The 17,717-nt window shown below is 67.1% G+C and carries 13 protein-coding genes; 10 read left to right on the forward strand and 3 right to left on the reverse strand.

The annotated features are described in order from the left end of the window. The first annotated feature begins 362 nt into the window (after positions 1–362). Entirely contained in the window at positions 363–2,129 is a 1,767-nt protein-coding gene (locus ACQP2F_RS04620) for a S9 family peptidase (protein ID WP_433300922.1), read from the forward strand. Here the strand turns inward: ACQP2F_RS04620 and ACQP2F_RS04625 are convergent. Next, positions 2,098–3,372, reverse strand: coding sequence for a helix-turn-helix domain-containing protein (locus ACQP2F_RS04625; RefSeq protein WP_433300924.1), 1,275 nt, complete (start codon positions 3,370–3,372; stop codon positions 2,098–2,100). The two genes, ACQP2F_RS04620 and ACQP2F_RS04625, sit on opposite strands and share 32 nt — an antisense overlap. A gap of 145 nt (positions 3,373–3,517) precedes the next feature. Between ACQP2F_RS04625 and ACQP2F_RS04630 the strand changes: the two genes are divergently transcribed. The 9 genes from ACQP2F_RS04630 (at position 3,518) to ACQP2F_RS04670 (ending at position 15,275) form a co-directional block, all read left to right on the forward strand. Continuing rightward, complete coding sequence (locus tag ACQP2F_RS04630) at positions 3,518–4,537, forward strand: hypothetical protein (RefSeq protein WP_433300926.1); 1,020 nt, start codon at positions 3,518–3,520, stop codon at positions 4,535–4,537. Continuing rightward, positions 4,534–5,532: a thymidylate synthase gene (locus ACQP2F_RS04635; protein ID WP_433300928.1), complete on the forward strand. Its 999-nt coding sequence runs from the start codon at positions 4,534–4,536 to the stop codon at positions 5,530–5,532. Before ACQP2F_RS04630 ends, ACQP2F_RS04635 begins: the two co-directional genes overlap by 4 nt. Continuing rightward, positions 5,529–6,053 carry a nucleoside-diphosphate kinase gene (locus tag ACQP2F_RS04640; RefSeq protein ID WP_433300930.1) on the forward strand — a complete coding sequence of 175 codons (525 nt, stop codon included), beginning with the start codon at positions 5,529–5,531 and terminating at the stop codon, positions 6,051–6,053. Before ACQP2F_RS04635 ends, ACQP2F_RS04640 begins: the two co-directional genes overlap by 4 nt. Continuing rightward, entirely contained in the window at positions 6,050–7,279 is a 1,230-nt protein-coding gene (locus tag ACQP2F_RS04645) for a hypothetical protein (RefSeq protein ID WP_433300932.1), read from the forward strand. The genes ACQP2F_RS04640 and ACQP2F_RS04645 overlap by 4 nt, the downstream gene beginning before the upstream one ends. A 72-nt stretch (positions 7,280–7,351) precedes the next feature. Beyond that, positions 7,352–7,978, forward strand: a complete 627-nt coding sequence (locus tag ACQP2F_RS04650) for a 3'-5' exonuclease (RefSeq protein ID WP_433300934.1) — start codon at positions 7,352–7,354, stop codon at positions 7,976–7,978. Between the two features lie 340 nt (positions 7,979–8,318). Next, positions 8,319–9,551 (forward strand): methyltransferase, FxLD system, encoded by a 1,233-nt coding sequence (gene fxlM / locus ACQP2F_RS04655; RefSeq protein ID WP_433300936.1) that lies wholly within the window; start codon positions 8,319–8,321, stop codon positions 9,549–9,551. Then, positions 9,548–10,177 (forward strand): AAA family ATPase, encoded by a 630-nt coding sequence (locus tag ACQP2F_RS04660; protein ID WP_433300938.1) that lies wholly within the window; start codon positions 9,548–9,550, stop codon positions 10,175–10,177. Before fxlM ends, ACQP2F_RS04660 begins: the two co-directional genes overlap by 4 nt. Next, a complete protein-coding gene (locus ACQP2F_RS04665; protein WP_433300940.1) occupies positions 10,174–10,611 on the forward strand; it encodes a MazG nucleotide pyrophosphohydrolase domain-containing protein in 438 nt (145 codons plus the stop codon). Before ACQP2F_RS04660 ends, ACQP2F_RS04665 begins: the two co-directional genes overlap by 4 nt. Positions 10,612–11,258: 647 nt before the next feature. After that, positions 11,259–15,275, forward strand: a complete 4,017-nt coding sequence (locus tag ACQP2F_RS04670) for an Eco57I restriction-modification methylase domain-containing protein (protein ID WP_433300942.1) — start codon at positions 11,259–11,261, stop codon at positions 15,273–15,275. On the opposite strand, the gene ACQP2F_RS04675 is transcribed toward ACQP2F_RS04670, so the two are convergent. Then, entirely contained in the window at positions 15,261–17,390 is a 2,130-nt protein-coding gene (locus ACQP2F_RS04675; RefSeq protein WP_433300943.1) for a DUF262 domain-containing protein, read from the reverse strand. The genes ACQP2F_RS04670 and ACQP2F_RS04675 overlap by 15 nt on opposite strands. 96 nt (positions 17,391–17,486) lie before the next feature. Beyond that, positions 17,487–17,657 (reverse strand): hypothetical protein, encoded by a 171-nt coding sequence (locus ACQP2F_RS04680; RefSeq protein ID WP_433300945.1) that lies wholly within the window; start codon positions 17,655–17,657, stop codon positions 17,487–17,489. Positions 17,658–17,717: the final 60 nt, after the last annotated feature.

Genomic DNA, 17,717 nt, shown 5'->3' on the forward strand with positions numbered 1-17,717 from the left:
TCAGGCCCGCGAGGAACCCCACCAGGAGCGCACTCGTCGCCGCTATCGCCACCACTGGGGTTCACCTCCGCGAACGGGGTGGTTCGTGGTCGTCGTCATGGGTGACATCTCCCTCAGGCTTGCGGTCACCGTCGCGTGGTTGTCGGCGATGGTGTTGGAGGGCGGGCTCGCCAGGTTGCGTGCTGGGGGCTGGTTCTGGCGAGCCCGCCGGTATCGCTCACCGCCACAGCCTGGGCGGCGGGTACAGCGGTGAGGTGATGGGTTCCATTCATCCGGTGGGTCGAGGTTGCCGCCAGCGGTGGGGCGCGGACACTGGCGGTGTCCGCATCGGTCGCCGTCATGCGGGCGGAGTGGAGGCGTTGGTGGTCGACGACGAGTGGGAATCAGCGCCGACGGCTGTCGACGTTGTCCGAGCGGGTGTCTCGTACGACTGGCTGACCAGCATTGGCGACAGGTTGTACTGGGTGGAGTCGTCTCCGGACGCCGGCCGTGATGCGGTGGTGGCGTGGTCGGCCGGGTCGGTTGCCGTTCTGCCTGGTGACGGGGTGGGCAGCGGCTTACATGCCTACGGGGGAATGCCGTACGTGGTCTTGCCGTCGGGTGAGGTCACTCGGGTGAACGGCGAGTCGGGGCAGCTCACCGGCGCGGTCGCGGTGTCTACCACAGCCCATACCTACGGGGATCTGATCTGGTCGGGCGGTGAGCTGCTGGGCGTCCGGGAGGATGCCGGTGGCGATGAGCTGGTCGCGGTCGAGGTGGCGTCCGGGCGGCTGCGAGTTCTGGAGGCGACGGGCGGGTTTCTCGCTACACCTCGAGTGTCCGGGGATCGGCTGGCCTGGGTGCGCTGGGACCAGGGTGTGATGCCCTGGGATTCCAGCGAGGTGTGGGTGGCGAGCTACAACCCGAGCGGGCGGCCGATGGCTCCGGTGCGAGTCGCCGGTGGACCGCAGGAGTCGGCCGTCCAGCCGCAGTGGGGCGCTGACGGGTGGCTGTATTTCATGTCGGACCGGACTGGGTGGTGGAATCTTTACCGGTGGCGTGACGGGCGGACCGAGCCGGTCGCCCCGGTTGAGGCTGAGTGCGCGGCCGCGCCGTGGGAGTCGGGCTACGCCAACTACGCGCTGCTGCCGGACGGGCGGATCGTGATGACCGTCCAGCGAGGCCCGGTGCACGAGCTGGCGGTGGTGTCCTCCGGCTCGGTGGCACGACTACCTGTGCCGTACACGTCGATCAAGCCGTTCCTGGCGGTGGTGGGTGACCGGGTCGCGGTGATCGGCTCCTCGCCGACCCGGATGCAGGAGATCGCGCTGGTGAGCACGGATGGCTCCGGTCGCGTCGAGGTGGTCCGGCCCGGCGCGGATTACCGGTTCGCTGATGTGTCGGTGCCGCAGCTGATTCAGGTCCAGTCCGGCGGCGCCCAGGTGACGGCGGTCCTCTACCCGGCCTCCGGCGATGCCTGGCCTGCGCCGGTGATCGTGCGGCCGCATGCCGGGCCGACCTACCACAGCGATCTTCGGCTGGATGGCGAGGTGCAGTTCTTCACCAGCCGGGGGTTCGCGGTGGTCGATGTCGACTATCGAGGTAGCACCGGCTATGGGCGGGCGTTCCGGAAGGCGCTCGACGGGCAGTGGGGCCGTTTGGACGTGGCGGATTGTCGTGCCGTCGCCGAGCATCTGATCGACACCGGCCGGGCGATACCGGGTGCGGTGTTCATCTCCGGGGCCAGCGCGGGCGGTTATACGGCGCTGCGGGCCGTCTGTGAGGAGGGGCCGTTCGCGGTGGCGGTGGCCCGGTCGGCGATCGTCGATCCGCGGCGATGGACGACGACTGCGCCGAGGTTCCAGCGGCCGCACGCCGCGATCCTGGCTCCTCCCGACTCGGCGGTCCGAGCCGACCAGGTGCGCCGGCCGGTGCTGCTGGTTCATGGCGAACGGGATGAGATCGTCCCCATCGGCGACACGACGGCCTTGGCGGACGGGCTGCGCGGGCGTGGCCTGTTGGTCGGCCTGCTGACGCTGGAGAACGTCGGGCACTACGTGTCCGGGACCGGGCTGGTGGCGGCGCTGGAGGCGGAGCTTGATGCTTACCGAAGCGTGCTCAAGGACGCCGGCCTACCGGTGCCGGGCTGAACAGCACCGGCAGCCGGAGTCGTGCGTACTCGGTGACCGCCTGTACCTCAGGCTGGTCGAGGTCCGGTTGGAGTTCGGCCAGCATGAGCACGATGCGGTGCGCGGCGCGGAACGACGCGACGGTCGCGGCGTGGTCGATCGCCTGGCGAGCCACCGCGCAGGCGTGTTCGATCTCGCGGCTGCGGGCCAGGGAGGTGGCGTGCAGGGCGGTGTCGATGGCCAACCTGCGGACCCGGTGGGGTTCGAGCAGGTCGACGGCTCGGGTCGCCTCGCGTTGGGCGAGTTCGTGCAGGCCCAGGTCGAAGAAGCAGTGCGCTTTCTCGTCGGCGAGGTCCGCCTCCCCGAAGTAGCCGATCCAGGCAGGCTCGTCGCCGGACCGGCTGCGGGCAAGGTCGGCTTCGGCCTGCAACAGGGCGCTGGCGCAGGCGGGTTCGTCGCCACGCCGGGCGTGTGCGCGGGCCAGCACCGTACGGCAGGCCGCCTGTACCGCCGGGGTGCTGGCGTGTTCGGTGCCGCGTAGCGCGGCAACGGCAAGCCGGGCTGCTTGGTCCGGGTCGCCGCAGTGCAGGGCGAGGTGGGCGAGGCTGACCGCGATAAGGTAGCCGCCGTAGAGACGATCGGCCGACCTCGTCGTGATCTCCAGCGCTTGCAAATAGTGCTGTTGGGCGAGTCCGTCGTCGCCGAGGTCCACCGCGTCGTAGCCGGCGAGTTCGAGACATCCGGTCGCGAGCTGCGGCGCCCGGGTGGTCAGGTCGTCGAGATCGGTGAGCACGCCGACGAGGTCGGGATAGGTGGATCCTGCGCCGTGCTGGTGGTCGGCACCGCGAAGATCACGGAGCCGGTCCGCGGTGGACCGGTCGTCGCCGTCCAGGGCACGCCGGGCGTCACGAGTCGTCGACAGCAGCCAGTCCAGCACGGGTCGGTCCGTCGCCTCGGACCGGAACCCGGCCGTCGCGCCGACGGTGTCGCGGGCCAGCCGGAGCACTCGCTCCCGGCGCAGGATCGGTAGGAGCCGGCGCAGCCCGCCATCGGCGTTCAGGACTCGGTCGCAGGCGTCTACCAGGTCGTCGGTGGGCATCCGTTCCGCCGACTCGATCTTTCGGACCAGGTCCTTGTGTACGAACAATGCGGCGCCGAGATCAGCCTGCGACATGCCGTGAGCGAGGCGGAGGCGCCGGACCTCCGCCCCGAAGAAGTGCAGCACGGACCGAGCCGGCTGCAACTGCTTGGGGGTCTGGCCCATCGCCACCACCATCGGGATCGAACGGAGCGTTTATTGTCGATGAAATCGCGGACATGCGACAACGCCGTCGCCCGCGATGGGGACAGGCCGGTTGTCCGCATCCACCCCCTACCTGTGGCCCGGGCACGTCCGCTCTGCTCGATGCATGCGTATCGGCTACAGCATGTGGGGTTTCCTCGATCTCGGCATCGTGGACACCCCGGACGGTTCCCGCGCCTACCGGCGGCCGTTCATCGACGGGCTCATCGCGGCCGGTCACGCGGTGGTGTTCCTCCAACCGGACCGTGACCTGCTCGAAGCCGGACAGACACCGCGGGGCCGCTACCGATGGGATGCCGGCTACCCCCACCTGGACGCGATCATCTTCGAGTGGCGATGGCCGCTGCCCGGCCGCAACACCACCGACTGCGACGCCCCGGGGCACACCTGCGACCTGCATCGGCAGACGGACCTCTTCGACCACTACACCCGCATGGGCACTCCGACCCTGATCTGGGACCTTGACCGGCAACTTCCCGGCGACGATCCGCGCCGCCTGTTCTCGAACGTCGCGGTGGGCGAGTTCGCTCTGATGCCCACTCCCGGTGCGGTGTCGCTGCTGTGCCCAGTGCCCGATGCGCTGCTGGACGCTGCCGATCCGAAACTGCTCGCGAGCCGGCCTCGGCCGGTCTCCCTGGTGTATGTCGGCAACCAGTACGACCGTGACGACGCGTTCGACCGCTACTTCGCCCCTGCTGCCGCGCGCGTGGCTCATCAGGTCGCCGGAAAATGGACCCGCACTCAGCAGTGGCCGCAGGTGCGGTTCACCGGCCGGTGCGGCTTCGCCGAGGTCGAGGCCCTGCACCGCCGTGCGCTCGCCACCGTGCTCCTTCTTCCCGACCGGTACGCGTACGTCGGCCACATGACCTCGCGTTGGTTTGAAGCGCTGCTCGCGGGCTGCCTACCGTTGCTGCCAGCTGAGATCCGCTTCGCCGACGCCTATGCACCCCGCGAGCTACAGGTGGCCACCGGCGAGGACGTGATCGACAAGCTCGTCTGGCTCCAGTCGATCGCCGGCAGCGCCGATCACGCTGACCTGATCGCCGCGTGCCTGCCACTGCTGGAGCCCTTCAGCTGCTCCACCCAAGTCGCCACGGCGCTCACCGTCCTGGAGAGGCTGTCATGATTACCGGACCCGTCTTCGGCACCTTCACCGACGCCTACCTGGCCGTCCTTCGCGAGATCTACGACCAGCCCAGCTACTCCACCGTCACGCGGGCCAAGACCGCGATGGAGATTCCGAACGCCAGCTTCACCATCCAGGATCCGATCGCGCGCACCCCGTACCTGGCGGCCCGCCGGGCGAACATCGTTTTCAACCACGCCGAGGCGCTGTGGTACCTGTCCGGCCGCGACGACCTGGACATGATCGCCCACTACGCCCCACGGCTGCATGGCCTGTCCGAGAACGGCACGACGCTCACCGGCACCGCATACGGCCCCCGCCTGTTCGGATCCAGCCCACCGGACGGCCGCGCGCAGTTCGACCGGGTCCTGGCCCTGCTGCGGGATGACCCGGACACCAAACGCGCCACCATGCTGATCATGCGGCCGGACGAGCTGACTGACCCGGCCAACCCGGACGTTGCCTGCACCCTCGGCCTCCAGTTCATGCTCCGCGCCGGCCGCCTGCACGCCAGCGCTTACATGCGCGGCAACGACGCCATGATCGGCCTGTACGGCGACACGTTCGCCTTCACCTTCATCCAGGAGTTCGCGGCTCGCCTGCTCGGGGTCGAAGTCGGCACCTACGCCCACCACGTCGGCTCCATGCACATCAACACGCTTGACCTCGCCAAGGCCGAACGCATCCTCGCCGAACCGCCCCCTCCCCACTTCGCCCACGCCGCCATGCCGACCACGACCGGCTGGGCCGATATCCGGAACGTCTTGTCCTGGGAGGAACGGCTCCGGCGCGACCAGCTCGCCTTCACTCCCGACGCGGCGCATCTCGACCCGTACTGGACGCAGGTGATTGCTCTGTTCGAGGTCCACCGGCAGCTCACCCACGACCCGAACCGACCCGTCACCCCGGAAGCGCTCGCCCTGCTTCGGCCAGGTCAACGCTGGCTCGTCGAGCAGCGCTGGCCTGATCGCATGCCCATCGGAGTGACCCCGTGACCACCGCCATCGACGTCGACTGGACGCGCTGGACGGTCGTGCTCCTCAAGCCTGACTGCGTCGACCGCGGCATCATCGATCCCGTCCTGACCTGGGTCGGCACCGAAGTCACGCTCGTTGACCACCGGGTGGTCAGCCCCACCGAGCAGCAGATCTTCGCCCACTATGACGACCTGCTCACCACCCGCCGCGCCCACTTCACCTGGGTCGACGTCCGGTCCGACCTGCGGCGCACCTACGTCGGCCGCCGCGTCGGCATCGCGCTCGGCTACGCCCCCAACGCCGCGCCCCGGCTCCGCGACCTGCTCGGCCACTACGACCCCACCCACGCCGGCCTGTTCACCATCCGCGGCCGATTCGGTCAGGACTCCCTGCAACAAGCCCAGGTCGAACACCGGCTCATCGCCAACGTCATCCACTCCTCCGACGACCCCGCCGGCGCCGAACGCGAATTCGCCATCTGGTACGGCCCCGCCCACCGGCAGCTGCTGCACCCGCCTACTCAAGGAGGCCAACCATGACCATCGCCGCCGGCCCGCGCCTGCTGCCCATGCTCTCCGACCAGGCCAAAGCCAACCTCGACCCGTACATGGCGCTCATCGTCGGCTACCGCAAATCCGGCCTGTCGCTCAACCACATCATCGGCTGCCCCCTCGACTGCGGCTACTGCGTACGCCACTTCTGGGGCAACTACGACGTCAAGATCCCCCACCTGCTCTGCCCCACCGACCAGGCCATCGAGCAGCTGGTCAACCACCACGCCTTCCAACACCACGTGACCCCGATCCAGCTGTTCAACAAGGCCACCGACCCGTTCCTCCCCGGCGTCAAACCCCACCTGTTCCAGGTCCTGCAAACCCTCGACCAGCGTGGCTTCACCAACCACGTCCTGGTCATCACCCGCTTCAAGGTCACCGCCGCCGACATGGCCACCCTCGAACAGCTCCATCACCTGCGAGTCACCCTGCTGTTCACCTACTCCGGCATCACCGACCCCCGCATCGAACCGATCGGCAAGAGCAACACCACCCTCACCTCGATCCGCACCGCCGCCAGCCACAAGAACCGAACCGGCGTGGTCCTCTACTGGCGGCCCATCGTCCCCGGCTGGAACGACGCGCCCGACACCATGGCCCACGTCCTCGATGCCGGCCGAGACGTCGACGCCATCGTGTTCACCGGCTACTACCACAAACCCGAAAACGCCGACCACCTGCGCAACCTCGGCGTCGACGTGCCCTACGCCGACGAATACGCCCGCCGCAAAGTCATGCCCGCCGACCTCGACGCCCGCGTCATCGCCGCCTGGCGCGCCTCTGGCATCACCACCCCGCTGTTCCGCAAGACCTCCTGCGGCGTCGCCTATGCCCACGCCGCCCCCGACTACAACGGCCACTGGGGCGTCCGCGAACTCTGCGACATCTGCCCCACCGCCCAGCGCCAGCGCTGCGCCGACGACCACCACGAACCGACCCCGGCAGACCTCGACGCCGTCCTCGTCCACCTCGGCTACACCACCGACTACCTCATCGAAGAAGGCCATGTCTGGACCCACGGCCTCGGCGAACAACGCCGCTACGCCATCCAGCACACCCTGCGCCACCAGATCTGGGAACTCGACCAGCCACACTACCTGCACGCCCACGGCCGCTCCCTCAACGGCCACGCCGCTGACCCCGACCAGGTCGCAGCCCTCACCGAAATCCGCGAGCACTTCGAGAACGCCGCCCGCTACGAGGATGACTGACCCACCGACACGGTCCCGGACGCGTCGCAGCCGGCGACCGTCATGGAAGACTCGGCACGGAGGTGCAGACAGGTGGAACTCGTCGCGATCGACCTCGAAGGCAGCGGCGCCCAGGACCGCGATCACGAAGCCATCCTCGAAATCGCCCTCGTCCCCATCGTCGACTGGCAACCCGACATGACCATGGCCTACTGCACCCTCGTCAACCCCCAACGCCCGATGCCCCGCAGACCATGGATCTCTCCTGGGCTCACCGACGACAGTCTCCGCACAGCGCCCACGATCGCGACCGTCGAACCAGAGCTCGCCCACCGGATCAACGGGAAATACCTCGTCGGCCATAACGTCGGCGTCGACTGGCGCCTCCTGCACCGCCGCTGCCCGGCCATCACCCCAGCCGGCCTCATCGACACCCTCCGCCTGGCCCGCACGATCGAACCGAACACCCAACACGGCCTCGCCACCCTGCTTGAACGGCACGGACTCACCAGCCGGGTACACCGCCTCGCACCAGGCAGCGCCCCGCACCGGGCACTCTGGGACACCGCCGGATCCGCCCTGCTCCTCGCGACGCTCGCTACACGGGTACTCGGCGAGCGGCCAGACCCCGAAACCCTCCTTGAAGCCGCCGGCATTCCCACCGGCAAGCCGGCAACACCCATCGCCACGCAGCCCAGCCTCTTCGACCCGACAAGCTGAGTGGCAGGCCCGACCCGGACGAGAGTGCCAAGTACGTCGCGATGTTCGATCAGCTGCAAGCCGAAGCCGTCTACGGCCGCGCTGCGCGCCGACTGATCCCTGAAACCATCGCGAGGCTGGAGTAAAAGCGGACCATGCGACATAGGCCGTTCGAGCAATGGATCATTCTGCCGAGCCGACGCAGAGACAATCCGTGCTGCTCACGCAGCTCCTTGAGCTTGCGGCCGACATCGGGATGGGTAGCTACCGGCGCTGGCGCGGCTGCGCCCTCCGTACCCGACCCAGCGATCTGGCGCACGGCTGATTGCCGGTCGCATCGGCGGACCGGTAGGGAGGAACGGTGAACAAACTGGTCGAGGACTTGTCCCCGGCAGTCGCACGGCGGCAGCTGGTCGAGCGGCTAATGGCCAAAGGCCATATCACGCGCCTCGACGTGGCCGCCGCGTTTTTGGCGGTGCCACGGGACGTTTTCACGCCAGCCGGCACCAGCATGCGCAACGCATATTCCGACGGCGTAGTGGTAACCAAACGAGACTCTGACGGCAGGGCCTCCAGTTCGATCTCGGCGGCATGGCTCCAGGCGTACATGCTCGAAACGGCCCAGCTGCGGCCAGGATCGCGAGTCCTCGAGATCGGCGGTGGCGGCTACAACGCGGCCTTGATCGCCGAGCTGGTGGGGCCGGCCGGAGCGGTGACCAGTATCGACATCGACAGCGACGTCGTCACCAGCGCGCGAGTCGCGTTGGACCGCGCTGGCTACCCACAGGTCCAGGTGGTTCAGGCCGACGGCGAACACGGCTTTCCGAGCAACGCCCCGTACGACGCGATCATCGTCACGGTGGAAGCCGCCGACCTTCCGCCAGCCTGGACACGTCAGCTCGCCCAAGGCGGGCTGTTGGTGGCGCCGTTACGGTTCCGGGCCAACACCCGTTGCCTCACCTTCGAGAACCGCGGGGATCACCTCACCGCCGTCGCCGCCCTTCAATGCGGCTTCGTGTCGATGAAGGGCGAGGGAAACACCCCGATGCGCCGTTTCCGGCTACGCGGCGACGACATCGTGCTGAGCGTGGACGACACCACGACGCAGGTCAACGGTGAGGCGCTCGCAGTCGCATTGGAATCTCCGCGCGTAGAAGTCTGGCCGGCGGTGACCGCCGAGATGGACGAGAGCGGGGCTTTCGAGTCGATCCATCTGTGGCTCGCATGTCAACCGCGCCCATACGGTGTCCTGACCGTCGACCGCGCCCGGGCCGGCGATCTGCTCGACCCGGACAACAAATTCACCTGTCCCACGCTGCTGAGCCCCACCAGCTTCGCCCACCTGACCCTGCGCCAGCCGGAAAGCGGCGTCTACCAGTTTGGCGCGCGTGGGTTCGGGCCTGACGCCGGTGATCTGGCGGCCGAACTCGCCAATCTGATCGTCGGCTGGGATCGAAACCACCGGCACGGGCCAGGACCGGCCATCACCGCACACCCCGCCGATACGACTCTGCCCTCCGCCTATGGGCTGCGGCTACTCGTGCCTCGACGCCACCGCCTCGTCGCGATCGCCTGGCCCGGCGGTACTCAATGACCGAGATCAGGTCGGCGCCGATACTGGTGATCTTGCGCGGGAACAGCGGAAGCGGAAAGAGCACGATCGCCCGCGAAGTCCGCCGCAGGTTCGGCCGCGGGATCGCGCTGATAGAGCAGGACTATCTGCGCCGGGTCGTACTGCGTGAACACGGCAGCAATGGCACGCCCACGGTCGCGCCCGAATTCATCATGACCATGGTGCGGGCGGCTTTGAGTTCGAACTATCACGTGGTCCTTGAAGGGATCTTGCATACCGACACGAACGGGGCGCCGTTGCGGAAGCTGATCGCCGAGCATCCCGGGCCGTCCGCCGTGTTCTGGATGCAGGTGTCATTCGACGAGACGTTGCGTCGGCATGCTGGCCGTCCAGGCCTGGCCCACATCAGCGCCAAGACGATGGCCTCCTGGTACGCCCCGCACGATCTGCTCGGCGTCCCCGGCGAACGGATCATCGCCGAGGAGTCCAGCGTCGAGAACAGCGTGTCGGCGATCCTGCACGACAGCGGCCTCGCCGGGGCCGCCGCCCTGACCCCGTGCCCGCTCGTGTGCCGACGCTGCGCCGAGAAACGCCACCAGGCTCCTGCCGCCACCCAAGGCGGGCTTGGGAAGAGGCCGGAGTCGTGACGGACCCGGACCGCAACGACGTGGCTGACGACGCTGGCACAGGCCGAGACGGGGATCAGGAGGCGGGGATCTGGGAGGCGATCGCCGCTGCCCGGGCCTGGCTGGATGACCGCAACGGCGATGCCGCACCGGAACTGGGCCTGCGGATTCTGAAGATCGTCGAGGAGGCCGGCGAGGCCGCCGCGGCGTGGATCGGCACTCTCGGCCAAAACCCTCGCAAAGGGATCACGCACAGTCGGCAAGACGTGGCCGACGAACTCGGCGACGTCGCCTTCACCGCTTTGGTCGCGGCAGCGAGCCTTGGCTACGACCCACGCGAGGTCCTCGCCCAGATCGCCACCAAGGTGCGCACGCGCCTGACCGACACGCAAGCGCCGACCCCGTCGCACGTGATCGCTGACGGATCGCCGGGCGAACCCCGGAGGGCACGCTGACCGACGATTTCACGGCATCTTGCCTCGCAAACGCATGGGCGCCGACCTGCTGATGGCTGACCCGTCCAGGCCGGGTCCTGGTGGTCGAGCCGTTACAACGCGGATTGCGAAACGCCGGTCGGGCGGAAAGGTCGGCGGCCTTGGCTCGGCGGTCGAGCGGGCTTCTGTTCAGTGGGGCTCCGGCGACACCTGGCCACTCTCATAGAGGCCCAGGAGAAAAGAATGAACTCTTGCGCCTGGTGCGCGACGCGACCCAGCGGGCGTCCCGCTCCCCCCGACCTCATCGCCGGTGACTGGCAACGGCACTCGTACGTTCAAAAGGCAAGCCAAAATCGCGGATCAGCCGGCAAGGTCGACCTTAGGAATGCTTACGGCACCGTAGCCCACCGCCTCAGCGCCATCCACGCCCCACCCGCTGCGACCGCACGGCCAATACGGGGGCAAAACAACCACATGGTCGCGAGGCTCTTGTCGCCTCTGATTGACCTGAGGCACGATGCCCTCAGTGAAGTCGCTTTAAGTCATCGACAGAGTGCAGTGAGTAGCGCCACGGGTCCGAAGTGCGGTGTTGCCAGTCTGATGACGGCCGAGACCGTCGAAGGCGTCGTGCTTCCCCGTGCCGGCTTAGTTAGGCGAGGGGCCCGCCCATGAGTCGTAGCGCGCGGTCGCGCAAAGTCTCCGCCGAGGACCACCAAGATTGGCTCGCCCTGGTCGGCATCTCTGGGCCGTTCCTGGCCCTTCCTGTGCTGACCAGGGTGTGGCCGACCCTAGCGGCGGTCGATCCAGACTGGTGGCCCAAGATGAGGGCAGCTCGTATGGGCGGCGACCAAGACCCGGACTATTGGATCGAATTTCTGTTGCGCCGGCTCTGTGGCTGGGGCGACCAATTCATCAGAAATGACCTCGGCCATCTTCGCATTGACGTCCCTGAGCACAGCACGACGGTCGAGCCAGACTTCGCGCTGGTCGAACGACGGACCGACGTCCCCAAGCTGCTGGGGATGACGCTCAAACCTGGCCAACATCCAACTACGCGCCCGAAGAGCGATGCTTGGCCTGCGACGCCAGTGGATCGCATCGCTCGGCTGTGCCGACACCACGATGTGCCGCTCGGCTTGGTGACCAACGGACGCTGGTTTGCTCTTGTCGTGGCACCGCCGCAGTCGGTCACGTCGACGGCGATCTTCGATACTGCGACCTGGCCGGAGTCGTCGGAACGTACCGTAATCAGGGCTTTCTACTCTCTTCTGGAACGTCGCCGTTTCTTCGGCGTCCCCGAAGGGGACAAGCTGCCAGCGCTCCTCCGGGAGAGCCTGGAACGGCAGGCTGAGGTCACCGGCGTCCTCGGCGTACAGGTCCGCCAGGCGGTGGAGATGCTGGTCCGCGCCATCAGCTGGCACGACCTGCATGCGATCGAGCCGCACCGTCCCGGCCTTGCCCATGTCCCAAGTCATGACGTGTACCGCGCGGCGGTCACGATGGTCATCCGAGTCGTCTTCCTCCTCTACGCAGAGGAACGTCGGTTACTCCCGGCGGACAACGATCTGTACGCCGCCTCCTACTCGGTCCGGCACTTAGCCGAACGCCTGGAGATCCGCAGTCAGGAGGCCAGCGAGCAGGATCTCGAGCACTCCCGCGGCGCATGGCTGCAACTGCTTGCTCTCAGCGAGGCGATCCATTCGGGAGTGGTTCATGAACGACTCAGGCTGCCGACCTACGACGGACCGATGTTCGATCCGGGTGTCCATCCGTGGTTGGCGGAGGTGTGGATCGACGACCGCACTGTCCTTCATCTGCTGAAGGCGATTCGGTACGTCGTACTGGGCCGCGAGCTGCGTCGGTTGTCCTTCCGGGCGCTCGGCGTCGAGCAGATCGGGCATGTCTACGAAATGCTGTTGGCATACGACGCGAAGCGTTCCAGCGAGGTCATGCTCGGTGTCGAATGGGCGGCGGGCAAGACGGCGGAGGTTGCTCTGACCGACCTGGAACGTCATGACCGACCCGCTGGCACTCCGCGACAACGAGCCGAGACGTTGATCGGCTTCTTCGCGAAGCCAGGCGATAAAGCGGTCGGAGGGCTGGGCCGCCGGCTGGACACTTACGACCAGACTCGCGCCGAGGCAATGCCCCTTCTCTACGCCGCGTCCGGCGGTGACCGGGAACTAACCGGTCGCGTACTGCCTTACCTCGGCATACTGCGTCGTGATCTCCGTGGCATGCCGCTGGTCGTCGCGCCCGGAGCGCTGTACATGACTGCGTCGCAGGACCGCTCGATGACCGGCGCGCACTACACTCCGCCGGAGTTCGCCAGCGAGGTCGTCGACGGGGCGCTCGACGACCTGGCGTACCGCCCAGGTCCGCGGGAGACGGCTGACCGATCGCAATGGCGAGTCCGGCCCGGCGAGGAGCTGCTCGACCTGCGGATTGCCGACATCGCGGTCGGCTCGGGTGCGTTCCTTGTCGCGGCTTGCCGCTATCTGGCACAGCGCCTGGTGGAGGCATGGGCAGAAGATGGCGACCGTACCGCAGCTGAACTCGTGGAGGCCGTCCGCCAGCATGGGCCTCCTGACGATGTCGAGGCCGATCCGCTGGTCATCCGAGCTCGCCGGACGATCATCGAGCGTTGCCTGTTCGGCGTTGACATCAACCCGATGGCGACCGAGATCGCGCGGTTAAGTTTGTGGTTGATCGCGTTGGATCCGGCAAAGCCGTTCAACTTCCTGGATCACCACATCGTGGTGGGCGACTCAATGATCGGCATTCACTCGCTGGGCCAGCTCAGGGAGCTGCACTTCGACGAGTCCGCCGGACGGCGGCTGCGAGGGAGATGGCTGGGGGATCCCAGCCGTGGCGTTCGGGACATGGTCGCCGACCTGGTCAGAACCCGCCGGGAGCTTGCGGAGCAGCCTGACGACAGCCTGACTACCGTGGTGGAGAAGTCCAGAAAGTGGCGACGGGTTCTCATCCGTACCAGCTCTGCGATGTTGATCGCTGATCTGGTATCCGGAGCCATGATCAAGAACGCGGGCCGGCCAGAGAGCGAGATGGACGACGATGTGGTCGCCGTCGCGGAGCTAGCACGTCGAGTCACGGCGGAGCTGCCTGGCGCGGTCGAACAAGCGCGGGAGGTGGCGGATCGCTGGCTTTCGGTGGAGCAGCCACACGGTAAGGCGCCGCGGTTGCCGCTGCACTGGCCGCTGGTATTCGCCGATATCTTCGATAGGGGTGGATTCGACGCGGTGGTCGGCAATCAGCCCTATCTCGGCGGCCAAGGGCTGACCGGTGTGCTCGGGCGGCGATATCGTGAGCTTCTGGTGCGTTGGGTGGGCGGCGGGGTACGGGGCAGCGCCGACCTGGTCGCGTACTTCGTCGTACGCAGCCATGACTTGGTGAAACCCGACGGCGTAACGGCTCTTATCGCCACCAACACGCTGTCGCAGGGCGACAGCCGCGAGGTCAGCCTTGATCGACTCCTCGACCGGGGGGTCACCATCCGTCGGGCCACAAAGAGCCGACCGTGGCCGACATCCTCAGTGAGCCTCAACGTCTGCATCGTGCACACCAGCCGACGGCCGACGGCTCCGAATGCTGCGGCCGAGTTGGACGGACGGCGGGTGTCCGGCATCACCTCGTCACTTGACGTCCGTTCGCGGGTAACCGGAACCGCGTACCGCATCGCTGAGAACGCCCGTCTCTCGTTCATTGGTTCCTACGTTCTCGGGCTCGGATTCACGATGTCCCCAGAGGAGGGGCGTGCGCTGATCGAGAAGGACGAGCGCAATCGAGACGTACTCTTCCCCTACATCAACGGCCAGGACCTGAACAGCCGCCCGGACTGTTCGGGCAGCCGCTACGTAATCAACTTCCATGACTGGCCGGAGGACCGAGCCCGCTCCTACCCTGACTGCTACGACCAGGTCCTCCGGCTGGTGAAGCCCGAACGTGATCGCAACTCACGGAAAGTACGTCGAGAGCGGTGGTGGCAGTTCGCCGAACAGGCACCGAACCTCTACCGGGCGATTGCAGGGCTGACGGATGTGTTGGTCATCGCAAGGGTCAGCAAGACCGTGATGCCGGTTAGGGTGCCAACCGGGCAGGTCGTAAGCGAGATGGTGGTCGTGTTCGCGACAGACGACACGGCCATGCTGGCGTTACTTTCCAGCGCGCCGCACTACTGGTGGGCCGTTACCCATGCGTCGTCGATGAGGAGCGACCTCCGTTACACCCCGTCCGATGTGTTCGAGACCTTCGCCCGGCCGGAGCCAACGGTCGAGCTGCGGCGACTGGGCGAACGCCTCGACGACTCCCGGCGCCAGCTGATGCTGGCTCGACGGGCAGGACTGACCTCAACGTACAACTTGGTGCATGACAAAGGCTGCCATGACGATGACATTGCGGAGCTCCGCAAGACTCACGTGGATATCGACGGCGCGGTGATACGCGCCTACGGCTGGGACGACATGGTCATGGATCACGACTTCCACGACACCCGCCAAGGAATGAGATACACCGTTAGCCCGGCTGCGCAACAGGAGATCCTCGATCGGCTGCTGGAACTCAATCACGCCAGACACGCCGACGAACGCCGTGGCGCGGCCGGGCGGCTTCCCCGCCAGCTCAGACTCGGCGAAGATTCGGAGACGTCAGCTTCACTTACGCCGTAGGACGAGCCGTTCCGCGGTCAGGTTGACCCCGGTCGCCTTAAAACCGGCGGCCGCGATGGCCTTGCCCAGCGAGTTGGAGGGCGAATACCAGTACGGTGGGTGCCGGCGCGCGGACGGCGCCAACGGAGTGCCGAGGACGTCCTCCAAGTCGTCGAAGGTGATTGGCAGTTCTTCGGCGGCCTGGGCGAGCAGCCATTGGGTGAGCGGTTGGTATTTGCCCTCGGCGGAGGGCTCGTCGCCGGACGGCAACGGATCACGCTGGGCCGGTACGGCTCGTAGCGCGAGGTCTTGAGGCGCCGGCCAGATTTCCAGCACCGCTTCGGTCAACTCGGCAGTGCGCGCCCGGATGAGTTCGTGATCCCACGCCGTAGCGGCGCCGTAGACAAGATCGGCATTGAGCTTGAGGGTGCTGTGCTTGGCAAGCTCGGTGCGCTTACCCGTCGGGCCGAGGCCACGTTCGAGGGCTTGCTCGTCGGTCCAGGGTCGGTTGGACAGCGCTGGGTTGAGTCTGCCGTTGACCAGCGTCAGGTTTCCCAGGGTATGCATGAGGCTGTCGCGCTCGGCGGCGTCACTCTCGCTTGTTATGCCGGTGGTCCAGTGTTCGCGCCACGCCTGGGGAAGGACGTGCTCCACGGTGAGCCCGCGTGGACAGCGGGCCTCCTCGCTCTTGGCGGTGCGGCGGTTGTCCTCGATCGCTTCCAGCACCATACGCAGTCGCGCCCGTAGGAGTGACTTGTAGAGAGGCTCGGTCTCCAGAGCCGTCCGGACTACGTCGTCCGATGGCCATACCCGGGAGTCGGCGGTCTGGGTGGCCAGATACCTCTCAACGACGTCGCCGGCGTTTGCTGGCCCGGCGGCGTTCATCTCCCGGAGGAGGTCAAGTACGAGCCGATTGATGTCTTTGGCGGTGAGCCGGCACAGCGTACGCCGTACCAGCCAGCTCTCGAAGCTCGTCAGGGCTTTGTCGCGTTGCTGGGCTGGCATCTCCTTCTCCGGCCACCGGAGCAACCAGAGCAGAAGCGGCGTGACGACCGCCGAATCCAGCGCCTGCAGCACCCGGTAGCGGAACTGGCCGACGGCGGAGTCGACCGGCCAGCTGTCAAGGGTGGCGAAGGTCTTCGCGCCGGCGTCGAGGTCGGCCAGGAGAGGTTCGATCTCCAGTTTGCCGGCGCGGACCTCGTCGCGGAACGCGGTGAAGATCCGGTCGGCGGGCACTTCCTTGAGGAACCTGGCGACCATCCAATGGTTGACGAAGATGTCGACACGCGGCACGTACTGCCGACCGCGGGCCACCCGCGCCCGCCAGTAGTCGCTGTCGAGGTCCTGCCAATACTTGCGGTACAGCCCGACCACGTCGGCGTCGTGCGCACCGGCGAGCTGGAACACGAAATTCTTCATCAGATCGGCCGCCAGCAGAGGCGCCCCGCGATGATTGAGGGTCTCGAAGATGACCTGTGCGTTGTCGCCCGGCTCGAGATCGATCACGACGAGCTTCAGATGATCGCGCAACGTCTGCGCCAGCGTTCTTATCCTCGGGACCGGGTCGGCCGGACCGTCCGGTGCCGTCGCCCACGCCGTGATCTCCTTTACGAAGAAGGCGTGCGCCTGCGCGATTCGGGTCGCGGCCAGCTCCGACGGCACTTCCTGGTCGTCATCCATCGCCGCCTCGAACGCTGCCTGATCGCGGTCCGTCGGCCAGACTTTGAAGATTTCCCAGCGCTGCTGCGTGATCGCCGGTGTGTTCTGCACGAGGGCACGCAGCGCTTGGGCGTCCATCGGAGAGCCGTGCTGCTGGGCGACCCACTGGGCGGCGTCGAGCAGCAACTGCAGCGTGGTCAGCCGCTGCTGTCCATCGACCACGTTCCGCACCGCGATGTATCCGGTGGGGACGAGCGGTTGATCGAGCACGATCGCGCCGAGGAAGTGCGGCGATGTCTGAGGGCCGAGGTAGCCGACCGGAGCGTTCAACATGTTTTCCGCGACCGTGCGGACGTCCGCCCAGAGCGGCGCCCACTGCAGCTCCTCATCCCAGACATAGGGCCGCTGGAACAGCGGAATCACGTAGCGGATGTCGTAGCCGAAGATCTCTGCGGGGCTCCGGGTAAACGCCTGCACGGGGTTCCTTTCCTATCGACGCTGGTGTGCCAAGAGTTCATCGCACGTGACCGAGAAGTCTCTTCTGCCCGGCCGTTGGGAATCGTTCGGCGTTCGCTACTCGTCTTGCTCCGCCCAGCCGGGTGGCGCCGCCGTCACGGCCCGCAGCTCCGCGTCGACCGGGAACTCGTGGAGGATCAAACGGGTCCGGGCTTCCTCGCGTTCGGCGTTCGTGAACAGCGACTCGAACCACGGAAGGAGTGCAGCGAACTCGACGCTGTCCGCCAATCGTCCGAGCGTGTAGAGCCGCTGGAACCGTACGAGGTGTGCCGAGGGTCGGCGAGGAGG

Origin of the sequence: Actinoplanes sp. CA-030573, assembly GCF_050951115.1 — a bacterium.
In the GTDB taxonomy this organism is placed as follows: Bacteria; Actinomycetota; Actinomycetes; order Mycobacteriales; family Micromonosporaceae; genus Actinoplanes.